This is a genomic window from Haematospirillum sp. H1815 (assembly GCF_012102705.1).
Taxonomy (GTDB): Bacteria; Pseudomonadota; Alphaproteobacteria; order Rhodospirillales; family Rhodospirillaceae; genus Haematospirillum.
Map to the genome: position 1 here is coordinate 156,784 of NZ_JAAVTA010000003.1, position 19,344 is coordinate 176,127.

Below are 19,344 nucleotides of genomic sequence, written 5' to 3' on the forward strand. Positions count from 1 at the left end.
GGAAGACTGTGCTACGTCCTCCCCTGTACACACATAATTTATAGGGGTTTGTGATGAAGGTCGGAATCATCGGCGCCGGGATGGTCGGCAGCGCAGCGGCCTATGCCCTTGTGATGCGGGGTGATGCCAGTGAAATTGTGCTGGTGGATCACAACGCACGGATGGCCGAAGCCCAAGCCCAGGACATTCTTCATGCAACACCATTTGCCCACGCTGCACGCGTGCGGGCGGGAAGCTGGTCAGACTTGGCTGGTGCCGGTGTTGTCATCATTACCGCCGGCGTTACACAGAAGCCAACCGAAACACGGCTGGAACTTCTGGAACGCAACACAGCCGTCTTTGCCGATATTATTCCGGCGATCCTGAATGTCGTCCCCGATCCGGTGCTCTTGATTGCCACAAATCCGGTCGATGTCATGACCGAGGTGGCATGGCGCTTGTCCGGTCTTCCCCGTGACCGGGTCATTGGATCAGGCACAATTCTTGACAGTGCCCGTTTCCGTGCACTGTTGGGGGAGCATCTGGGGATCTGCTCGCGTTCCATCCATGCATGGGTTCTGGGGGAGCACGGCGACTCCGAAGTCCTGTGCTGGTCATCCGCATCGGCAGGCAGTGTGCCGCTGGCTGATGTCGCGCAACAGGTTGGGCGCCCACTGAGCGAGGATGTCCGTCAACGCATTGATGCCGGCGTACGGCGTGCCGCATATCGGATCATTGAAGGCAAGGGAGCAACGTGGTTTGGCATCGGTGGCGGGCTTGCGCGTATTATCCAGGCTATCCGCGCTGACGAGGATGCCATCCTGACGGTATCCCGCGTCGAGGACAGCGTGGAAGGTATCGGACCCGTGGCTCTTTCCCTGCCCCGGCTTGTCGGCGCCAAGGGTATCGCCGGCACCCTGATGCCAAAACTGGATGACGTGGAACGGGCGGAATTGCGGAACTCGGCCGCAGTACTTGTCCAAGCTTCGGGACGCACACCCTGAAGACGTGACAAGCGCCATAACATCGTGAAATATCGGCTCTATGGAAGAAGAGCGTACATCATCCGGGTTGTTTGGTTGGCTCGCCGCGTTTGTTTTGACAGCGGTGGTGGCCGGTCTGGCCGTGTTCTTTATCGATCTGGGCCCCAAGAAAGAGGAACCGGCGATTCCGTCCATGGTCTCGGCCTTGTCCCCACCGCCACCACCGCCCGAAGCAACATCGGCCAATGCAGAACCTGAGACACAGGCCGCAGAACAACCCGCCGAGGTGAAGGACCAAAAACCAGCCAAGCCGGAGAAAGCCTCACCACCAAAAGAGGCCAAAACGGCACACGGCACAGCAGCCGTGTCGGCTCCGCCCCAGCAAGCGGATGCACATCAAGGAACGGCACCTGTTCCTGATGTCGTATCCGGTGTTTCGGGACTGGACGATGCTGTTGGTTTGCCAACAGAATCAGAGGTAGCATCATCCCTTCTCGAGAAATCGACATTCTGCCGCAAGGGTCGCATTGCTCACCGGGCTCCAAGCCTGTTCGGCACACGCGGGTTTGCCATCACATACGGGACCAATACGTTTGCAAACGGCGGCGATCCATTTCCCCGTCTGGAAATCTTTGTCAACGAGACCAACGGGCAACGTTTTGCATCCGTGCTCAGCCTGACAGCGGATCCGGTTCCGGGTTTTCCGAATAATCAGGAAACAGCCATGCCATGGGATGATGGTGCCTTGCGCAGCGTTATCGCCCGGTGGGTGGAAGGAGCATCAGACGGGGTATGCCCTGTGAAGGGTCAAACAGATGGATCCTAGCTTGTGGCGCAATCCATAGCGCAGGAAACGCAAGAAGAGAGACGAAGACAATGCCCCTTCAGGACAAGGAATCATCCCGCCAAGATATGTGCGTCCTGTTTGTGTGCACGGGGAACATATGCCGCTCACCAACGGCCGAGGGGGTTTTCCGCACACTGGTGGAACGAGAAGGGCTGAGCCAGTATATCCGAACAGACTCAGCCGGAACAACAGCAGCCCATGTTGGTGAATATCCCGATGCACGGTCCCGCGAAACAGCGGCACAGCGTGGAGTGGATCTGTCAACAATCCGGTCACGCAAGGTCAGACCTGACGATTTCCGGGCCTTTGACCTGATCATTGCCATGGATCGCAGCCATGAGAAAATGCTCCACACAATCAGGCCACAGGACGTAGGGCCGGACAAGATACGGCGGCTTCTTGAATTTGCCCGCAATTGGTCACTTGATGATGTTCCCGATCCCTACTACGGCGGGCCGGACGGCTTTGAGAAAGTGTTCGAGATGATAGAAGACGGCTGCAGCGGATTGCTTGAGCACATCCGGCAACGCCTTGCGAAAACAGGCCTGTCAACCTCATGACAGAGGCTGCGTTCCCGAGCCTGCCCCCCTTTGTACGGGCCATTGCCACCCGGTACGGGCGGGTTGTACGGGTTCAGGGGGATACGCCTCTTGGGGTAGGCTGGTCTACAGAAGAAGTTCAGCACCGGCGGTTTGACGTTCTCCTCTCCCTTCTGGATCGCGCCGCCCCGGATATCCCCGTCGCTGTCAGCGATCTGGGGTGCGGATGGGGTGCCCTGTGGGACAGGATCAAGGATCACAAGACACCACCCGTTGCCCGCTATATCGGCTACGATATCTCAACAGAAATGATAACCCTCGCCCGGCAACGCACGGGCCACGATACACGGGCGCGTTTCGTTCTTGCGAGGGGAAACACAGAAAGCGTTGACTATGGATTTGTGTCCGGAACCTTCAATTTCCATGACAATACGCCCCCCCAAGTCTGGGAAGATTATGTAAGGAACAGCTTGGACCACTTTGCCAAAACATGCAAAAAAGGGCTTGCCTTCAATCTTCTGCACCACAGAGCAAGAACAAAACGCCCTATGTTCTATGCAGACCCGTCCCTGTGGCTGGACAGGGCGCACACGTGGATCAAGGACAGAGGGGGACAAGGATCAGTGCGGCTGGAAGAAAACTACCTGCCTGATGACTTCACGGTCCTGGTTCATTTTGATACCAAAACAGATCCGGAAGATATTCAGGTATAAAAGTCTCAGCCGTGATCTGGAAGCCCCATCAGGCTGCGAGCAAAATCCGTCGCAGAAAACGGTCGCAGATCCTCTGCTGTCTCTCCAACCCCGATGTAGTGCACCGGCAACCCATATGTTGCAGCCAAGGACACCACAACGCCGCCCTTGGCTGTTCCATCCAGCTTGGTCAGAACAAGCCCGCTGACATCAACCATCCGGCGGAATGCCTCAACCTGCTGATGGGCATTCTGGCCAACCGTTGCATCCAGCACCAGAAGCGTGCTGTGTGGGGCCTGTGAGTCAATACGGGACAGGACACGGCGAATTTTTGCCAGTTCCTCCATCAGACCGACCTTGTTATGCAGACGGCCAGCCGTATCAACCAGAAGCACGTCATCCTGACGAGCGCGCGCTTCCTGCAGGGCATCAAAAACCAGACCAGCAGCGTCAGCACCGGAATCGCGGGCCACAACAGGACAGCCTGTACGCTCTCCCCACACCTTCAGCTGTTCCACGGCCGCAGCCCGGAAGGTATCGCCTGCCGCCAGGGTCACAGACAAACCCTGATCCCGGAACTGACGGGCCAACTTTCCAATTGTCGTCGTCTTACCAGCCCCGTTAACCCCGGCAACCAGGATCACAAAAGGCCGACACGCAGAATCCGGAACCAAGGGAAGAGCAACGGGTTCAAGGATGCGGGTCATTTCACCGGCCAGCACGGAGCGTACCTCTTCTGATGTCACATCCTTGCCAAATCGTTCCCGGGCCAAGACATCGGTCAGGCGGGTCGCTGTAGCAACGCCGATATCAGAGGTAATCAACAGATCCTGCAAGTCCTCCAGAGCCTGGTCATCCAGACGCCGGCGCAGGAAAAGGTCCCCAATTCCAGAAGAAAGACGTTCCGAAGAACGGGACAACCCGTCACGCAGCCGCTGCAACCAGCCCTTTCCGGACGGAGCCGGAGGCACAGGATCGGCAGAAGGAACAGCCGGTGCTTCCGTATCGGTTGGCTGGGAAGGCTGAACAGATGCCTGATCGGCCCCGACGCTCTGATCAGGTTCCGAAGAAGATACCTTGCCGTCCCCACGCCCCAAAAGCCGCCCAAACCAGCTTTTGCGCTGCACCGACACCTCATGCTCACTCATCAGACAACCGTTCCTTCAAGACCAACCCCGGACGAAGACAGGATCCGGACCACATGGATAACCCCGGGCTGGACCGGCGTTGCAACACGCACCTGCGCATACTCGGCCGAATGGCCACTTGTTTCGGTTTCGAAAAGAACCGAGAGAGTACGCCCCACCTGCTTCTCCAGGAAGGACAACAGGGCAGAAGCTCCCGCTTCACGAAGGCGGGCTGCACGGGCGCGGATCACATCACCGGGCACAGCAGGCATCCTTGCAGCAGGTGTCCCCGGGCGAACAGAATAGGGAAAAACATGCAGATAGGTCAGCCCTGCCTCTTCCACCAAACGCAGGGTGTTGTCGAACATGGGCTCCGTTTCAGTCGGGAAGCCCGCGATCAGATCAGCTCCGAACACGACATCCGGTCGCCGGCTACGCAGCAGCGCACACACATCCAGCACATCCTGCCGAAGATGCCGGCGCTTCATCCGCTTCAGGATCATGTCATCACCGGCCTGAACTGACAGATGAACATGGGGCAGCAAGCGAGGCTCGGAGCCAAAGAGATCAACAAGGTCTGGATCGATCTCGACAGGATCCAGGGATGTCAGACGCAGACGCGGCAGATCCGGCACCAGCTGGAGCAAGCGACGCACCATCTGCCCAAGGGGAGGCTTGCCCGGCAGATCCTGACCATAAGCGGTGATATCCACACCGGTCAGCACAACCTCCCGGTACCCCTTGTCAACAAGCTGCTGCACCTGCTCGACAATAGGACCAAGGGCAACCGAACGATTGGGACCACGGGCAAAGGGAATAATGCAGAACGTACAACGATGATCACAGCCCTGCTGGACCTGGATGAAGGCACGGTCACGCCCCTCAAATCCCCCCAGAAGATGGCCGGCCGTTTCCCTGACCGTCATGATGTCATCAACCAGAACCGGCTGGTTGGCACCAAAGCGCCAGTTCTCTGCCTTCAGTTTTTCTGCATTCCCCAGAACGCGATCAACCTCGGGCATCTTGGCAAAACTATCGGGATCCAGCTGGGCGGCACAACCCGTCACCACAATGCGCGCCCCGGGGTTCTCCCGGCGCAACCTGCGAATAGCCTGCCGGGCCTGGCGCTCCGCCTCCCGCGTGACGGCACAGGTGTTGACAATAACGGTATTGCCCAGCCCTGCGGCGCGCGCATGCTCGCGCATCACCTCGGACTCATAGGTATTCATCCGGCACCCGAACGTTACAAGGTGCGGCTCGTCCCGTGAATCAACAGCACGGGATACATCAACGGCAAGGGATTCTGTCATCTTGTAAAGGCCTCATCAAGAAGACCGGTATACACGGAAGCAACCGGCCCGCCCATCAGAACGTGGCCATCGGATTCACGCCACTCAACGGTTAATTCCCCCCCATCACAAACAACACAGACCCGACGATCGGCAAGCCCCCGCCGCACAGCGGCCACCAGCACAGCACAAGCCCCCGATCCACATGCAGGCGTTAGGCCGGCGCCACGTTCCCAAACCCTCATCTTGAGATGATCACGGGAGCAGACCTCGACGATTTCAACATTGGTACGATCCGGGAACAACGGATGGTTCTCGATACGTGGCCCCAGAACAGCAAGGGGCACATCGTCAAGACGGGAGACAAAGAAAACAGCGTGGGGGTTTCCCATCGACACCAAGGATGGCCTGGAAAGATCGCCGACGGACAGGTCAACCTCCAGCGTGTCGCCCGCCTCGGATACAGGGATAGCCTGCCAATCCAGGGACGGGGCTCCCATATCGACGACAACACCGCCCGCTGACACGCCACGGAAAGCCTCCAGCAATCCGGCATGGGTCTGGATCCGAACGGCGGATAGATCAGACTTTTCATCCAGAAGCACACTTGCAACACACCGTGTGGCATTACCGCAAGCCCCGGCTTCGGATCCATCCGGATTGAAGATACGCATAAAAACAGAAGCCGCCTGATGCTGCGTAGGCTCCAGGACCACAAGTTGGTCAAACCCCACACCATACCGACGGTCACCAAGGCGGGCAATCATACCAGGGTCAAGGGCAATCGGATCCTTGCGGGCATCAATGACAACAAAGTCATTCCCCAGACCATGCATCTTTCGGAATGGAAGCGCCCCGGTCATCGCGTACCCTCACTCTTTGCCCAAGTTCGCGAACTATGCCCCGCCTTCCCCAAAAACGGAAGCGCCCGCTTGAGTACAGCGGGCGCACCGGATCAAAAAACAGCAGAACAAAACCAATCAGGCTGCCAGAAGGAGCTTTTCCAGCTTGGCCGCCGCCGCATCGGTTTCAATCTGTTCCAGGGCAGCAAGTTCACAGGACAGCCGCTCCAGCGCCTGTTCATAGATCTGGCGCTCGGAGTACGACTGTTCCGGCTGGCTGGCATTCCGGTACAGGTCCCGCACAACCTCGGCAATCGCAACCGGATCACCTGAATTGATCTTTTGCTCGTACTCCTGAGCCCGACGGCTCCACATCGCACGCCGAATCCGGGCACGCCCGGTCAACGTTGTCAAGGCCGTATCCATGGTTTTACGGGTTGAAAGACGCCGCAAGCCCGATGCCTTGGCTTTCGCAAGCGGAACCCGAAGAATCATCCGGTCACGCTCGAAGCTGATGACAAACAGCTCCAGCTCTTGACCACCAATAACCCGCTTCTCGATTTCCAGAACCTTGCCCACGCCATGAGCAGGGTACACGACGTAATCACCGGCAGCAAAGGTCAGGTTGGACATTCTTGTTCTCTCTTTCTCAAATACAAACGTTCAGCACCAGCCGCATGACCGGCACCTGAAGTCGCTTCCCAAAAACAGACGGGGCCAGGAAAACCACACCCGCCCAGCTTCCACCAAAAGCGGAGAAAGCCGGTAATTATGGCCGCCAAAAGGCCAAAACCAGAAGAACCCGGAATATTCCGGGCCAAGAACGTAAAATTCAAAGGCGAGAAACAAAGACCCGGCCGCAACCCGGGTTAACGGCAGTGTTTATACCACGAACGGCCCTGCAACGTCAGACGAAAATGCAATAGATTCTGTGGGGGAATAATACCGCCCAACATAAGTCCATATGAATCAATGATTTTCAATTATGCATAGGTGGCATGCACCCAACGCAGAGGCAAGCCGATGCACAGGTAAAGAGGGGATATTCATCCCCCCGGCTTCAAGCTGACCATATCCTTTTTTCCCGGCTTGTTCTGCCACTGATCCGCGTCAGGAAGAGGGTCCTTCTTGCGGGTAAGGTTGGGCCAGAGCTTTGACTGCTCCCGGTTGAACTCAGCCCACTCGGCCGCTCTTGGTTCAGAATCAGGGAAAATAGCTTCAGCCGGACATTCCGGTTCGCAAACGCCACAGTCTATGCATTCGTCCGGATTGATAACCAGAACATTCTCACCCTCGTAAAAACAATCAACAGGGCACACCTCTACACAGTCGGTGTACTTACACTTTACACAGTTTTCAGTAACAACGTACGTCATCTGCGGCTTTATCTCCGCTTTGTGGACAATCAACTCCCGGCGACAAAACAGTCCGGGAAGGCTACTACGCTGCCCTGACCCTTGCGGCCTGGGACAGTTGCAGGAAAACCCGCGCTATAATCTCAACCTCTGGCATGCCGGTTGACTTGCAGCTCATCTCCGCCTCCAGCAAAAGATCAAGGGCGCGGACAGTTCGATTCGGCGACCACCGGGCAAGCTGGGCGAGAAAACGTGCCCTCAGCTTCCAAAACACAGGCGGCCTTAACAAGCCCAAGGCCCGCTCGCGATCATACCCGGCAGCCAAAGCCCCGCCAACCAGATGCAGGCGCTGGAAATGACGCACGGCAGCCCGCAACAAGGATACTCCCACAACGCCTTCCCCCGAAAGCCGGTCCAGGAGACGTTGCGAGCCTGCAATATCTCCATCTGCCACAGCAAACAGGAAATCATCAATAGCCAAGGCCGAAGCATCGCCAATGCAGGCCAGAACATCGTCTGCCTGTATCATCGCACCACTACCGGCCCCAACATACAGGATCAGCTTTTCAAGCTCCTGCCGGGTTACCGAACGATCACCACCCAGACAAGCCAGAAGGCAGGCCATCGCATCGCGGGATACCTCGAAACCCGAACGCGTAATGTGCGACTGTATCACAGCCTCCAGCGCAGCACCTTCGTCCAGATAGCAGGGCACAGCAGCAGCCAGCGCATGGGACTCGCAGAAGCGGCGCAGGGATGACTTGGCATCGCAGACACCGGCCTGAAGAACGACAAGGGAATCTCCCCTCCAGTCTTCTACCAGATCAGCCAAGCCCTTGGACAATGAATCACCGGCATCACGTATACGGACAACACGCCGCCCCCCGGTCAATGAGAGGGCAGAGATCTCCTCACCCAACCGGGCAGGGTCTTTTGTAACAGCCGAACAGGATAATTCGGAAACCCGGAACGGATCACCCGGATCACCAGCGACAGACGTCACCAGTGTCTGGGCACGCTCGCGCACCAGCCCTTCATCCGGACCATAGAGCAAGACTATCCGGACACACGTGTCAGGCCGCTGGCAGAAGGCATCCGCACGCTCTGCACTGATTTTCACGGTACCTGGTCCCGCTCGCCGGAAACCCCGGAAGAGAAGTACACAGCCAAAGACCGCGCAATATCATCGGCCAATTGCTCCATGGCCCGGGTCCTGGCATCACGCTCGGACACAACCGCAGCATAGTTCTCGGACAACAGGTTCCAAGCCACCAGCGATTGGGAGTAGCCCCGCCACAAAACTTTTGGCTTCCCCGTCCGGTCTTGCGGGGCAACCTGATTTTGGCTCGTCCCGGGAATCTCAACCAGCACAGCATTCGCAACAGTTCGAAGGGAGGCCCGGGTACCAAATCCCTCCTTCTGGAAGGCTTGATCCGAACGATTTTCTGTTACCGTGACGTCAAGCTTGTAACGCTTGCGGACATAACCACCTGCACGTTCCAACTTCCGCTCCAGGGCATTGCGCAGAATTTGCCCGCTCCGGTTCTCGATAACACCTACATCCACTGCGGCCAGCTTCTTGGCCACTCCGGCATCCTGAGTCTCTCCCACCGAATACAAGGGCGAAAAGCCACAACCGGCCAACAACAGGGTACAGGCCAGAACACCAGCCCGTACAACTTTCGTTCGATCAGGCCACCACATTGACAATCTTGCCCGGAACAATGACAACCCTCCGCACAGGATGCCCGGCAATCTGGGCCTGAACCGTGTCCAGCGCCAGGGCTATAGACTGGATTTCTTCCTCGGAGGCCGAACGGGCAACTTCAATCGTACCCCGCAACTTACCCCGAACCTGCACCGCCATGGTCACCGTCTCATCTTCCAGGAGCGCAGGATCAAAAACAGGCCATGACGATTCAGCCAGCATGGCAGTATGCCCGAACTCTTCCCAAAGTTCCTCTGCAATATGGGGGGTCATCGGCGCCAGCAAGTGTACAGCCGTCTGCACAGCAAACCGGAAAGCGGCACAGGCTTGGCCATCCGCCTTGTCCAAAGCAGCAGCGGCATTGACCAGCTCGCGGACACGGGCAACCGCCGTATTGAAGCGCAACCGTTCCAGATCTTCAGTAACCTGGGCTATCGTCTTGTGCGTAAAGCGCACCAGAGAACCGGCAGCGGATGTATCAACGGGAAGGGCAGAGTCTGCACCCACAACCACAGCCTCACCAGCCATGCGCCACAGTCGGTTGACAAAGCGCCAAGCTCCTTCGATACCGGCATCACTCCAGTCAAAATCACGCTCTGGCGGACAATCCGAAAGCATGAACAAACGGGCAGCATCCGCCCCATAGGCTTCAAGAATGCTGTCAGGATCAACACCATTCTTCTTTGACTTGGACATCTTTTCGGACCGGCCGACGACAACGGGCTTGCCATCAGCCACGCACACCCAAGATCCATCCGGCGTCCTGTCTATCTCACCCCTCTCAAGCCAACGGCCATCAGAGGACCGGTAGGTCTCCATGCAAACCATGCCCTGGGTAAACAGTCCGTCAAAGGGTTCATCAAGATCCAGATACCCGCAAGCCTTCAGGGCCCGGGTAAAGAAACGGGCATACAGGAGGTGGAGCACAGCATGCTCCACTCCGCCGATATACTGGTCAACCGGCAACCAGTAACGGACCAGCTCCCGGGCAAAGGCTTCCGTGCTGTTCTTGGGGTCACAGAAGCGGGCAAAATACCAAGATGATTCGAAGAACGTATCGAAGGTGTCCGTTTCCCTCTGCGCGGCCGTTCCACACGAAGGACAGGCGACATGCTTCCACGTCGGGTGATGTTCCAGTGGATTACCCGGTTTGTCAAAGGAGGCATCATCGGGCAAACACACCGGAAGATCAGCATCAGGCACAGGGACAGCACCACACGCCGGACAATGGATCACCGGTATCGGACAGCCCCAGTACCGCTGACGCGAGACGCCCCAGTCGCGAAGACGATACTGGATGGTCCCTTCGCCAGCTCCCGATTCTTCAAGCCGCGCAATCACAGCCCTGCGAGCGGCAACCGTATCCATGCCATCCAGGAATGATGAATTGACCATCACCCCATCACCGGTCCATGCCTCGGAGGCTTGGTCCTGACACGCGATAAAGGCAACGGCATCGCCATCGGCGGGGGCTACAACAGTCCGAACCGAGAGGCCGTACTTGCGGGCAAAATCCATATCGCGCTGATCATGGGCAGGACAGCCGAATACGGCACCGGTGCCATAATCCATCAGCACAAAATTGGCCACATACAACGGGATGCTCAATAACGAATCAAGGGGATGCACAACACGCAGCCCCGTATCGAAGCCCTTCTTTTCGGCTGTCTCGACAGCTTCCTCCGACGTTCCAAGACGATCACATTCGGCAATGAATGCTTTCAGATCCGGATTCCCTTCCGCCAAAGAGGTCGTGAAAGGATGATGCGCCGAAAGAGCGACAAAAGAGGCCCCGAACAAGGTATCCGGACGGGTTGTGAAAACATCAATCACATCATCCCGGCCCTGTACGGCCCAACGCACCCGCGCGCCCTCGGACCGCCCGATCCAGTTTGCCTGCATGGTGCGGACCTTGTCGGGCCAGCGGTCCAGCGTTTTCAGGCTGTCCAGAAGCTCGTCGGCAAAATGGGTGATCTTCAGGAACCACTGGCTGAGCTTACGCCGCTCCACAAGGGCACCGGTACGCCAGCCCCGACCATCCACCACCTGCTCGTTGGCCAACACCGTATTGTCCACCGGATCCCAGTTGACCCACGACTCCTTGCGATAGGCCAAGCCTGCTTTCAGGAAATCCAGAAACATCTTCTGTTCATGGCGGTAATAGTCCGGCGAGCAGGTTGCGAATTCGCGCTGCCAGTCCACAGAAAGACCCATTGGCTTCATCTGGGCGCGCATGGCGTCAATGTTCTGCATGGTCCAGGCACCGGGATGCGCACCACGCTCGATAGCCGCGTTCTCGGCGGGCAAGCCAAAGGCATCCCAGCCCATAGGGTGAAGCACATTGTATCCCCGCGCCCGCTTGAACCGGCTGACAACATCACCAAGGGTATAATTCCGGACGTGCCCCATGTGGATACGCCCCGAAGGATAGGGGAACATTTCCAGGACGTAGTACTTCGGGCGCGACGGGTCCAGGCGAGCCTCAAAACAACGCTGGTCTTCCCAGCGTTTCTGCCACTTCTGTTCCGTTTCCTTGATATTGTAGCGATCCGGGCGTGTCATACGTATCAGCCTTGCAGTATTTCTGTCCTGCATACCGCCGGGCAAAGCAGAACACCACAGCCGGGGAAACAGGAAAAACGGAAAACGGGGAGGGCAACGCCGCACCGCGACGACCGGCCCATCCCCCGCTCAACAGACAAAAACAAAAAGATCTCAGGAACCAGCCGCGCTGCGCAGCTGGCGGGCACGGGTCAGGACCGCATTCTCGAATTCGGTCGTCACGGCGGGGGCAACAGCGACATCAACCCACTGCCCGGAACGACCACGCTCCTGACGGAAAACCGAAACCTTCAGACCATCAGAGCGAAGTGCACGACCGAGAATGTAAACATTGACCTTGAAACGCTCATCCGGCGTTTCCGGAGGCGTGTACCAGTCCGTGATGATGACACCACCAAATGGATCCGCCGAAGAAAGGGGCATGAATGAAACCGTGTCCAGAGACGCACGCCACAGGAACGCGTTGACGGCAACACCGGCCCCGCCAGCATCTTCATCCTTGGACTTTCCACCCAACAGGTTGATTCCACCCTTGCCAAAGATGGTGTCGCGCTCTTCCTCGCCACGGCCCCAGCTGCCATCGGCACGCTTTTCATAGGGGCGGCTGTCAACATCGGTTCCCTGACAGGCGGTCAAGGTCAATGCGGCAAGCGCAACCAGCCCGGCGCGGAGCACAGTGGCCATGGACTGCCGGCCACGGCAGGCGCGAACAGAAGAACCGGTAAGGATGTTATCGATACGTTTCATAGCGATCCGTAAACTCTTGCTGTCGGGTCAGGGCCCGGGCCACAGGGCCGCAGACGGTGATACCCGCCCTTATACCAGTCCTTGCAAGAAAGGGGGAACGGAAAAACTGTCTGCACGGACAGAACTTCGTACCCAAGGCTTCACAGTGCCCATCCTGTTCATATTGCGGGGGCGACAGAAAGCGTTGCACAAAGACCACAGTGTGGATAAATAAGCACAATTTCGCGTGCAATATGTTGACGCAACACGGCATGGATGTATTGATAATCCCACCTTCGGGGGAAGGTTTCCGTCCTGCGCCCTGCTTTCGTTTGGGCTGCCACCCGGAAAAAAGGGCCTGAAACGTTCTCCTGTATGGAACGCGCGCGTGCGCAATGCCGGGGTTCCGGCCAACCAGATTCAGGGATGTTGAAACAATGAAAAAACTTCTTATCGGCACAAGTGCCCTTGTTGCGGCCTCTGCGCTGGCCGGTGTGGCCAATGCGGCAGAGCCGTTGAAGCTGTCTGTCGGCGGCTTTGGTTCGGTGTTCACAGGCTATGCCTCCCAGGAAGACAAGTACCTGAATGGTCTGCGTAGCTTTGGGAACGGCAGCGAAGTGAGCGCAGTTGACGTCAAAGGTGACAACGAACTGCACTTCAAGGCCAAGAGCACGCTCGACAACGGCCTGACCGTTGGCTTCAAGGTGGAAATGGAAGCCGGCGGCAAGGATCCTTCCGGCAAGGTTGTAGACGAATACCACATCAGCTTGGGCGGGGCCTTCGGGACCATCATCGCCGGCGCTGACGACAATGCCTTGGTCGCTATTGCCAACCGTGCACCGCACATGGGTGGCCGCCTTCTTGGCGCCGGCCTGTCGGATGGTGACATGGCCGAAGGTCTGTGGATTGTGAAGCCGAAGTCACTGTCGGCAAAAAATACAAGCGCCACTGATCTTGTGACAATAGATGGTGCCAAAGGCGGATATGCCACATACGTTGACACCAATGGTGACAGCGAATCGATCAGCTACCTGACCCCGGCCATTGCTGGCTTCACGCTTGGCGCCACCTATGTGCCAGACGCCGACCAAGGACGCAACAAGGCAGACCAGCCCCTTGGCAGCAACACCCTGGATGCCTATGGCGTTGGCTTGGCCTATGCCGGCAAGTTCGGGGATCTGGGCATCAATGCCGACATTGGCTGGTTGACCGGCGACCATCCAACAGCCGACAGCCACAATGAATACCAGGCCGGCCTGCACCTGTCCTATGGCGGGTTCATGATTGGCGGTGGCTATCGCCTGATTGACCAAGACTACAGCACAGCAACCGGAACTCCGGCAACGGACTCCACAAAAGTGATCACAAGCGATGCTGATGCCTGGGAAGTGGGTGTTGGCTACAAGAGCGGCCCGTATGGTATCGCGCTTGGCTATACTGAAACGTCGGTAGACAAGAAAAGAAACATCGTAGCGGTCACATCAGGCATTGCTGCAACAGCCTCCTCGGGCAAGGACAAGACCCGTATTGTCCAGCTGACCTCGGAATACACCATGGGTCCAGGTGTCATGCTGGTCGGTGGCTTGGGCTATGCCAAGTACGATGACAAGACCATCAGCGGTAACGCCGCCGGCCTGACGGCGGATCAGCGGAAACTCGGCAAGAACAGCGGCTGGGTTGCGGTGACCGGTCTGTCACTGGCGTTCTGATAAAACGTGGTCCTGCCACGGTGGGACCACGCCGAAAAACAGAAAGGGGGCTGCTCGTCAGCTCCCTTTTTTTGCCTTCTTTTTGCCACAACAAACAATCGAACGTCGGCATTAGATATTTGACTATATATTTCTGGTTATTTGTATGTGTTGTATTTGCAACACTTATAAAAATACGTGTGAAATATCATTGTTACACGATTGACGGTACAGGCGCTGATCCCCTAGATAGCCATCACTGCATCACATGCATGCACGCCTTTCCGGTCTGGAAAGGCACTGTGTGATGTGCATGCATAACCAGATAGACAGGGATCAGAACTGTTATGAAAAAAATTCTTGTTGGCACCAGCGCCCTTGTCGCTGCTTCGGCCATTGCCGGTTCCGCCGTTGCCGCTGAACCGATCCAGCTGTCCGTTGGCGGCTTTGGCTCCGTGTTCGTTGGCTATGCGTCCCAGAGCAACACCTACCTGAAGGCTGTCGAGAAAGAAGCCAGCAAGGTAGACGTCAAGGGCGACAACGAAATCCACTTCAAGGGCAAGACCACCCTGGACAACGGCCTGACCGTTGCCGTGAAGTATGAACTGGAAGCCGGCGGCACCAACAACACCAACGACGACCATATCTCCAAGTATGCCATCTCTCTGGGTGGTGCATTTGGTACCGTGATCGCCGGCGTGGACGACAACGCCATGACCGCCTTGGCCGCCCGTTCCCCGCACATGGGCAACCGCCTGTTCGGCGGCGGCATTTCCGAAGGCAGCCTGATCGGCGGCGACTGGGTGCTGAAGCCGAAAAGCAATATTGGTGATGCTCCGGATGCTACTGACCCTGAAGATGAAAAAGCTGCATACCGTGCCGCCCAGCTGCTGAGGCAGACCGACTTCATCGACGCCAGCTACATCACCACCGGCAATGGCACGGAAAGCATCAGCTACCTGTCGCCTTCCATCGCCGGCTTCACCCTTGGCGCCAGCTATGTTCCGGACGTCAACCAGAAGAAGCACGACGAAAAACAGCCGACCGGTAAAAAGATCGCCCGTGCTTATGGCGTTGGTCTTGGCTATGCCAACGACTTCGGTGGCGTCGGCCTGCAGGCCGATATCGGCTGGCTGAATGGTGGCAGCAAGCTCAAGGCTGAAGATCTGACCATTGGTACCAACACAGTAACCAGCAAGGGCCGCAACGAATACCAGGCCGGCCTGAGCCTGTCCTACTCCGGCGTGACCGTCGGTGGTGGTTACCACATGATCAAGGAAAAGCTGGGCGTCACCACAGCTGCCAACAAGGAAGTCAAGGGTTCCCTTGATCATTCCGCTTGGGAAGCCGGCGTTGGCTACAAGACTGGCCCGTACGGCATCGCGGTGTCCTACCTCGATCTCAAGCAGGCTGATCTTGGCCTGAAGGGCGACCTGAAGAGCGAAAGCATGAAGGGCCGTCGTTCGCGCGCCGTTCAACTGACCTCGGAATACACCATGGGCCCGGGCGTCATGCTGGTCGGTGGCGTTGGCTACACCAAGTTCGAAGACAAGGACTCCAAGGAAGCCAGCGATCGCAACAAGGGCTGGGTGGCCGTTACCGGTCTGTCCCTGGCGTTCTGATGCGTGATACCCGATAACCGGCAACGGTTTCAGGTATGGGGAAAGGGCAGCTTCGGCTGCCCTTTTCTGTTGCAGGCGGCATGCTCAGGCCAACGCAGACACCGCTGCAACACCCCAGGCACCGCTTCCATACAGGCGGGGCAGGGTGGATACCGAAATGCCACCCAAAGCCAGAACCGGCACCCGGGACCTCTGTACCAGGGCCCGAAAGCGGAGAACTCCCAGCACGGCAGAGCCCGGGTGGCTGACTGTCGGAAAAACCGGTGAAACCAGTGCCGCATCCACACCAAACCTGCCCGCCATAACCAAGGCTTGGTGCGAATGAACAGCTGCTGTCACCAGCCCACCAGCTCGACGCCAATCAACAAGCTCCGGACACAGGGCACGACGTAAGAGACCCTCTGGCAGATGCACACCATCGGCAGCACAGGCCACGGCAAGATCATGGTCTGCTGCCACCAGCAAACGGATGTCCCGCTTCTGGGTAGCATCGCGCAGGCGCAAGGCCAAGTCAGAGCGAAACCGGTCATCATAGTGACGCAGGATCACCGCGCTGCCCGGCGGCAGCCGGGGTACAATAGCGACCGGATCCCCCACACGTGGGTCTGTCATGAAGACAAGCCATGGCACAGGGCATTCCACAGGCCCGCTTCCACGTGCAGAAGCATTGAGTTTCGCAGCCCGTATCGCTAGGGTCCGAAAGGACATCTGCCGACACACTCCTTTGAATCAGGATAGAACACGCATGGCTTCCCCTGATCTTTTACCGGGACATCCGGACACGGTACAGCACTGGCACAGTGTACGGGAACAGATCGCGCACAGTGCGCTGAAAGCGGGGCGGGACGCTGTATCAGTAAACCTTGTTGCCGTGTCCAAGACATTTTCTGCATCGGCCATTACCCCGGTTCTGGATGCCGGGCAACGCCTTTTCGGCGAGAACAGGGTGCAGGAGGCTTCCGCAAAATGGCCGACTTTGAGAGCACACTTTCCTGACATTGAACTCCACCTGATCGGACCTCTGCAGTCAAACAAAGTCCGGGAAGCGGTTGCCCTGTTCGACGTCATTGAAACAGTGGACCGTCCGAAGATTGCCACGGCGCTTGCCACAGAAATGAAGCGCCAGAACCGTTTTCTTCCCTGTCTGGTACAGGTCAATATCGGGAATGAACCACAGAAAGCCGGCATAGCGCCTGATCAGGCCGACGGCTTCATCCAGGATTGCCGTGAGCAGGGTTTGGCAATAGCTGGTTTGATGTGCATTCCCCCTGTCAATCATCCGCCCGGACCCTTCTTTGAAACCATGCAGGCCTTGGCACAACGTCACCAGCTTCATACCTTGAGCATGGGCATGAGCGCCGACTACAGTGAAGCCATCCGGTATGGGGCCACCCACGTCCGGGTTGGATCGGCAATCTTCGGACACCGGACTCCATAGAAAACCCCTGACCAAAGCCAGGGGTTTCAAACAGGGTATCTTGGGACTGTCAGCCTTGATCAGACAGACTGGTCAATGTGACCAACCGGCGCTGGCGCATCGTCTCCACCTGCAGGGACATCGTCACGTTTTGGCCCGCCCTTGGAAACAACAACCATGGCCGGACGCAACAGACGATCATGCAGGGTCCACGCATCCTGATAAACCTGGACGACGGTTCCTGTCGGGACGTCTGTACGTTCAACCTCCTGCATGGCCTGATGATGATGCGGGTCAAAGGGACAATTCAGACTTTCGATCCGGGTTACGCCATGACGGGACAAGACGGACAACAGTTCCTTCTCTGTCATCTCGACACCTACCGCCAAGGTTCCAAGCTCTGCATTAGACAGCCGTGACTCTGCCGGAGCAGCCAGAAGGGCACGCCCCAGATTGTCGGCAACAGCCAGCACATCACGGGCAAAGTTGGTCACCGCGTAGCGATTGTTGTCCTCAATCTGTTTCTGGGCCATACGCCGCGTATTCTGGGAATCCGCCAAGGCACGCAGATACTCGGTCTTCAGGCGTTCCACCTCGGTTTCCAGTTCGGCAATGCGGGCTTCGGGTGTTGCTTCTGCGGCACCCTCTACTTCCGGAAGCTCTGTGGCTTCAGTCTCCTGAACAACTGCATCAGGTGCCGTGTCCGGGGTTGGAATGATCTTGTCAGTCTCTTCGGTCATGTCTCTTCCATACAATACTCCGGCAGGCCCACGCACGGCAGACCACAGCCTTTTTTATCCAATAAGCTGCCCGATAACCCGCGCAGTATAATCCACCATCGGGATAATACGGGCATAATTCAGCCGTGTCGGCCCAATCACCCCAATCGCCCCGACAATCTGTTCGCGGCTGTTCTGATAGGGGGCCACGATCAGGGAACATCCTGCAGCCCCGAACAGGTCATTGTCCGAACCAATAAAGATCTGGACACCTTCACCCGTTTGCACAAGATCCAGGAGGCGCAACATTTGCTGACGCGCCTCCAGAGTTTCAAAAAGGGAACGGATACGTTCAAGATCTTCGATGGCATGCACATCCTGCAACAGGTTGGACTGCCCCCGTATAATCAGCGCACCCTGATCCTCGTCACCACCCCATATCGCAAGACCAGCCTCTACAACCCGGGCTGTCAGCTCGTCAAGCTCGGCACGCCGGCTGTCACGGTCGGCAGAAACAAGGCGGCGCACATCAGCCAAGGTCTGCCCGCCCAGACGAACCGACAGGAAATTCGAGGCCTGCTGCAAAACACTGGGTGGAAGACCGGCCGGCACCTCGATCAGGCGATTCTCGACCAGACCATCGCTGGTCACCATAACCACCAGGGCACGCCCGGGGCCCAGGCTGACAAACTCGATATGACGCAAAGTGCTGTCTGTCTTGGGAGCCAGAACCAAGCTGGCACAACGCGACAAGCCGGACAAAGCCGTCGTTGCCTCGGACAGCATTTGCTCCAGACTACGCCCGGTTGACTGGCAATGGCTATCGATACGGCTGCGCTCGTCATCACTCAGGCGCCCAACTTCCAGAAGGCCAGAGACAAACATACGCAAACCATGTTCAGTCGGCAGACGACCCGCCGAGACATGAGGCGCATACAGAAGCCCCAGATCTTCCAGGTCAGCCATAACAGAGCGAATGCTGGCCGGCGACAAGCCAACCGACAGGCGACGGGACACGGTACGGGAACCAACCGGCTCCCCATCATGGACCCACGACTCAACGACCAGACGCAAAACCTCGCGGCTACGCTCGTTCAGCTCTGCTATTGGCAGCATGGTTTTCACGGCCTTGCCCGAACCTTTTGCATCGAATCCGGAACCGTACCACACAATGGTCCCATACGTGTTGGAATGTAGTCAGCCACTCCCCCGACGTCAACGTACCGGCGGAGATACGCCCTCTTTCGAT

At 57.5% G+C, this 19,344-nt stretch carries 19 protein-coding genes; 7 read left to right on the forward strand and 12 right to left on the reverse strand.

What is annotated here, in order from left to right:
* The first annotated feature begins 53 nt into the window (after window positions 1–53).
* From HEQ60_RS04550 to HEQ60_RS04565, 4 genes are read left to right on the forward strand one after another with little or no spacing between them, the layout of a single operon-like run.
* Window positions 54–983 (forward strand): L-lactate dehydrogenase, encoded by a 930-nt coding sequence (locus HEQ60_RS04550; RefSeq protein WP_168069951.1) that lies wholly within the window; start codon window positions 54–56, stop codon window positions 981–983.
* 40 nt (window positions 984–1,023) lie between these two features.
* Window positions 1,024–1,788: a hypothetical protein gene (locus tag HEQ60_RS04555; RefSeq protein ID WP_168069953.1), complete on the forward strand. Its 765-nt coding sequence runs from the start codon at window positions 1,024–1,026 to the stop codon at window positions 1,786–1,788.
* A 50-nt stretch (window positions 1,789–1,838) separates the two neighbouring features.
* Window positions 1,839–2,369, forward strand: coding sequence for a low molecular weight protein-tyrosine-phosphatase (locus tag HEQ60_RS04560; protein ID WP_168069955.1), 531 nt, complete (start codon window positions 1,839–1,841; stop codon window positions 2,367–2,369).
* Entirely contained in the window at window positions 2,366–3,061 is a 696-nt protein-coding gene (locus HEQ60_RS04565) for a class I SAM-dependent methyltransferase (RefSeq protein ID WP_168069957.1), read from the forward strand. Before HEQ60_RS04560 ends, HEQ60_RS04565 begins: the two co-directional genes overlap by 4 nt.
* Before the next feature lie 5 nt (window positions 3,062–3,066).
* Here the strand turns inward: HEQ60_RS04565 and ftsY are convergent, their stop codons facing one another.
* The 9 genes from ftsY to HEQ60_RS04610 form a co-directional block, all read right to left on the reverse strand.
* Window positions 3,067–4,188: a signal recognition particle-docking protein FtsY gene (ftsY, locus tag HEQ60_RS04570; RefSeq protein ID WP_168069959.1), complete on the reverse strand. Its 1,122-nt coding sequence runs from the start codon at window positions 4,186–4,188 to the stop codon at window positions 3,067–3,069.
* A complete protein-coding gene (gene mtaB, locus HEQ60_RS04575; protein WP_168069962.1) occupies window positions 4,188–5,477 on the reverse strand; it encodes a tRNA (N(6)-L-threonylcarbamoyladenosine(37)-C(2))-methylthiotransferase MtaB in 1,290 nt (429 codons plus the stop codon). The genes ftsY and mtaB overlap by 1 nt, the downstream gene beginning before the upstream one ends.
* Window positions 5,474–6,319 carry a diaminopimelate epimerase gene (gene dapF, locus HEQ60_RS04580; RefSeq protein WP_168069964.1) on the reverse strand — a complete coding sequence of 282 codons (846 nt, stop codon included), beginning with the start codon at window positions 6,317–6,319 and terminating at the stop codon, window positions 5,474–5,476. The genes mtaB and dapF overlap by 4 nt, the downstream gene beginning before the upstream one ends.
* Before the next feature lie 117 nt (window positions 6,320–6,436).
* Complete coding sequence (locus HEQ60_RS04585; protein WP_168069966.1) at window positions 6,437–6,931, reverse strand: CarD family transcriptional regulator; 495 nt, start codon at window positions 6,929–6,931, stop codon at window positions 6,437–6,439.
* A gap of 413 nt (window positions 6,932–7,344) precedes the next feature.
* A complete protein-coding gene (fdxA, locus tag HEQ60_RS04590) occupies window positions 7,345–7,674 on the reverse strand; it encodes a ferredoxin FdxA (protein WP_168069968.1) in 330 nt (109 codons plus the stop codon).
* 64 nt (window positions 7,675–7,738) lie between these two features.
* A complete protein-coding gene (gene holA, locus HEQ60_RS04595) occupies window positions 7,739–8,773 on the reverse strand; it encodes a DNA polymerase III subunit delta (RefSeq protein ID WP_168069970.1) in 1,035 nt (344 codons plus the stop codon).
* The gene (lptE, locus tag HEQ60_RS04600) at window positions 8,770–9,357 is read right to left on the reverse strand and encodes an LPS assembly lipoprotein LptE (RefSeq protein ID WP_168069972.1); all 588 of its coding nucleotides are present in this window, start codon (window positions 9,355–9,357) and stop codon (window positions 8,770–8,772) included. Before lptE ends, holA begins: the two co-directional genes overlap by 4 nt.
* Window positions 9,344–11,923, reverse strand: coding sequence for a leucine--tRNA ligase (leuS, locus tag HEQ60_RS04605; RefSeq protein ID WP_168069975.1), 2,580 nt, complete (start codon window positions 11,921–11,923; stop codon window positions 9,344–9,346). The genes lptE and leuS overlap by 14 nt, the downstream gene beginning before the upstream one ends.
* Window positions 11,924–12,076: 153 nt before the next feature.
* The gene (locus HEQ60_RS04610) at window positions 12,077–12,670 is read right to left on the reverse strand and encodes a DUF3576 domain-containing protein (protein WP_245183755.1); all 594 of its coding nucleotides are present in this window, start codon (window positions 12,668–12,670) and stop codon (window positions 12,077–12,079) included.
* Window positions 12,671–13,086: 416 nt separating this feature from the next.
* On the opposite strand from HEQ60_RS04610, the gene HEQ60_RS04615 reads away from it, so the two are divergent.
* A complete protein-coding gene (locus HEQ60_RS04615) occupies window positions 13,087–14,358 on the forward strand; it encodes a porin (protein ID WP_168069977.1) in 1,272 nt (423 codons plus the stop codon).
* 326 nt (window positions 14,359–14,684) lie between these two features.
* The gene (locus HEQ60_RS04620; RefSeq protein WP_168069980.1) at window positions 14,685–15,959 is read left to right on the forward strand and encodes a porin; all 1,275 of its coding nucleotides are present in this window, start codon (window positions 14,685–14,687) and stop codon (window positions 15,957–15,959) included.
* Window positions 15,960–16,043: 84 nt separating this feature from the next.
* Here HEQ60_RS04620 and HEQ60_RS04625 read toward each other — a convergent pair whose 3' ends face one another.
* Window positions 16,044–16,667: a thiamine phosphate synthase gene (locus HEQ60_RS04625; protein WP_168069982.1), complete on the reverse strand. Its 624-nt coding sequence runs from the start codon at window positions 16,665–16,667 to the stop codon at window positions 16,044–16,046.
* A gap of 37 nt (window positions 16,668–16,704) precedes the next feature.
* Between HEQ60_RS04625 and HEQ60_RS04630 the strand changes: the two genes are divergently transcribed.
* On the forward strand, window positions 16,705–17,397 hold the full coding sequence (locus tag HEQ60_RS04630) for a YggS family pyridoxal phosphate-dependent enzyme (RefSeq protein WP_168069984.1): 693 nt from the start codon (window positions 16,705–16,707) through the stop codon (window positions 17,395–17,397).
* A 59-nt stretch (window positions 17,398–17,456) separates the two neighbouring features.
* Here HEQ60_RS04630 and grpE read toward each other — a convergent pair whose 3' ends face one another.
* Complete coding sequence (gene grpE / locus HEQ60_RS04635; protein WP_168069986.1) at window positions 17,457–18,116, reverse strand: nucleotide exchange factor GrpE; 660 nt, start codon at window positions 18,114–18,116, stop codon at window positions 17,457–17,459.
* 54 nt (window positions 18,117–18,170) lie between these two features.
* On the reverse strand, window positions 18,171–19,211 hold the full coding sequence (hrcA, locus tag HEQ60_RS04640) for a heat-inducible transcriptional repressor HrcA (RefSeq protein ID WP_168070096.1): 1,041 nt from the start codon (window positions 19,209–19,211) through the stop codon (window positions 18,171–18,173).
* Window positions 19,212–19,344: the final 133 nt, after the last annotated feature.

What these genes read in the sequence shown, in the direction of transcription:
- HEQ60_RS04615 (WP_168069977.1), top strand. Translation starts at nt 13,087, where the DNA reads ATGAAAAAACTTCTTATCGGCACAAGTGCCCTTGTTGCGGCCTCTGCG.
- HEQ60_RS04555 (WP_168069953.1), top strand. Translation starts at nt 1,024, where the DNA reads ATGGAAGAAGAGCGTACATCATCCGGGTTGTTTGGTTGGCTCGCCGCG.
- leuS (WP_168069975.1), bottom strand. Translation starts at nt 11,923, where the DNA reads ATGACACGCCCGGATCGCTACAATATCAAGGAAACGGAACAGAAGTGG.
- HEQ60_RS04565 (WP_168069957.1), top strand. Translation starts at nt 2,366, where the DNA reads ATGACAGAGGCTGCGTTCCCGAGCCTGCCCCCCTTTGTACGGGCCATT.
- hrcA (WP_168070096.1), bottom strand. Translation starts at nt 19,211, where the DNA reads ATGCTGCCAATAGCAGAGCTGAACGAGCGTAGCCGCGAGGTTTTGCGT.
- HEQ60_RS04630 (WP_168069984.1), top strand. Translation starts at nt 16,705, where the DNA reads ATGGCTTCCCCTGATCTTTTACCGGGACATCCGGACACGGTACAGCAC.
- mtaB (WP_168069962.1), bottom strand. Translation starts at nt 5,477, where the DNA reads ATGACAGAATCCCTTGCCGTTGATGTATCCCGTGCTGTTGATTCACGG.
- HEQ60_RS04550 (WP_168069951.1), top strand. Translation starts at nt 54, where the DNA reads ATGAAGGTCGGAATCATCGGCGCCGGGATGGTCGGCAGCGCAGCGGCC.
- grpE (WP_168069986.1), bottom strand. Translation starts at nt 18,116, where the DNA reads ATGACCGAAGAGACTGACAAGATCATTCCAACCCCGGACACGGCACCT.
- HEQ60_RS04620 (WP_168069980.1), top strand. Translation starts at nt 14,685, where the DNA reads ATGAAAAAAATTCTTGTTGGCACCAGCGCCCTTGTCGCTGCTTCGGCC.
- HEQ60_RS04585 (WP_168069966.1), bottom strand. Translation starts at nt 6,931, where the DNA reads ATGTCCAACCTGACCTTTGCTGCCGGTGATTACGTCGTGTACCCTGCT.
- HEQ60_RS04560 (WP_168069955.1), top strand. Translation starts at nt 1,839, where the DNA reads ATGCCCCTTCAGGACAAGGAATCATCCCGCCAAGATATGTGCGTCCTG.
- HEQ60_RS04610 (WP_245183755.1), bottom strand. Translation starts at nt 12,670, where the DNA reads ATGAAACGTATCGATAACATCCTTACCGGTTCTTCTGTTCGCGCCTGC.
- dapF (WP_168069964.1), bottom strand. Translation starts at nt 6,319, where the DNA reads ATGACCGGGGCGCTTCCATTCCGAAAGATGCATGGTCTGGGGAATGAC.
- lptE (WP_168069972.1), bottom strand. Translation starts at nt 9,357, where the DNA reads ATGTGGTGGCCTGATCGAACGAAAGTTGTACGGGCTGGTGTTCTGGCC.
- HEQ60_RS04625 (WP_168069982.1), bottom strand. Translation starts at nt 16,667, where the DNA reads ATGTCCTTTCGGACCCTAGCGATACGGGCTGCGAAACTCAATGCTTCT.
- ftsY (WP_168069959.1), bottom strand. Translation starts at nt 4,188, where the DNA reads ATGAGTGAGCATGAGGTGTCGGTGCAGCGCAAAAGCTGGTTTGGGCGG.
- fdxA (WP_168069968.1), bottom strand. Translation starts at nt 7,674, where the DNA reads ATGACGTACGTTGTTACTGAAAACTGTGTAAAGTGTAAGTACACCGAC.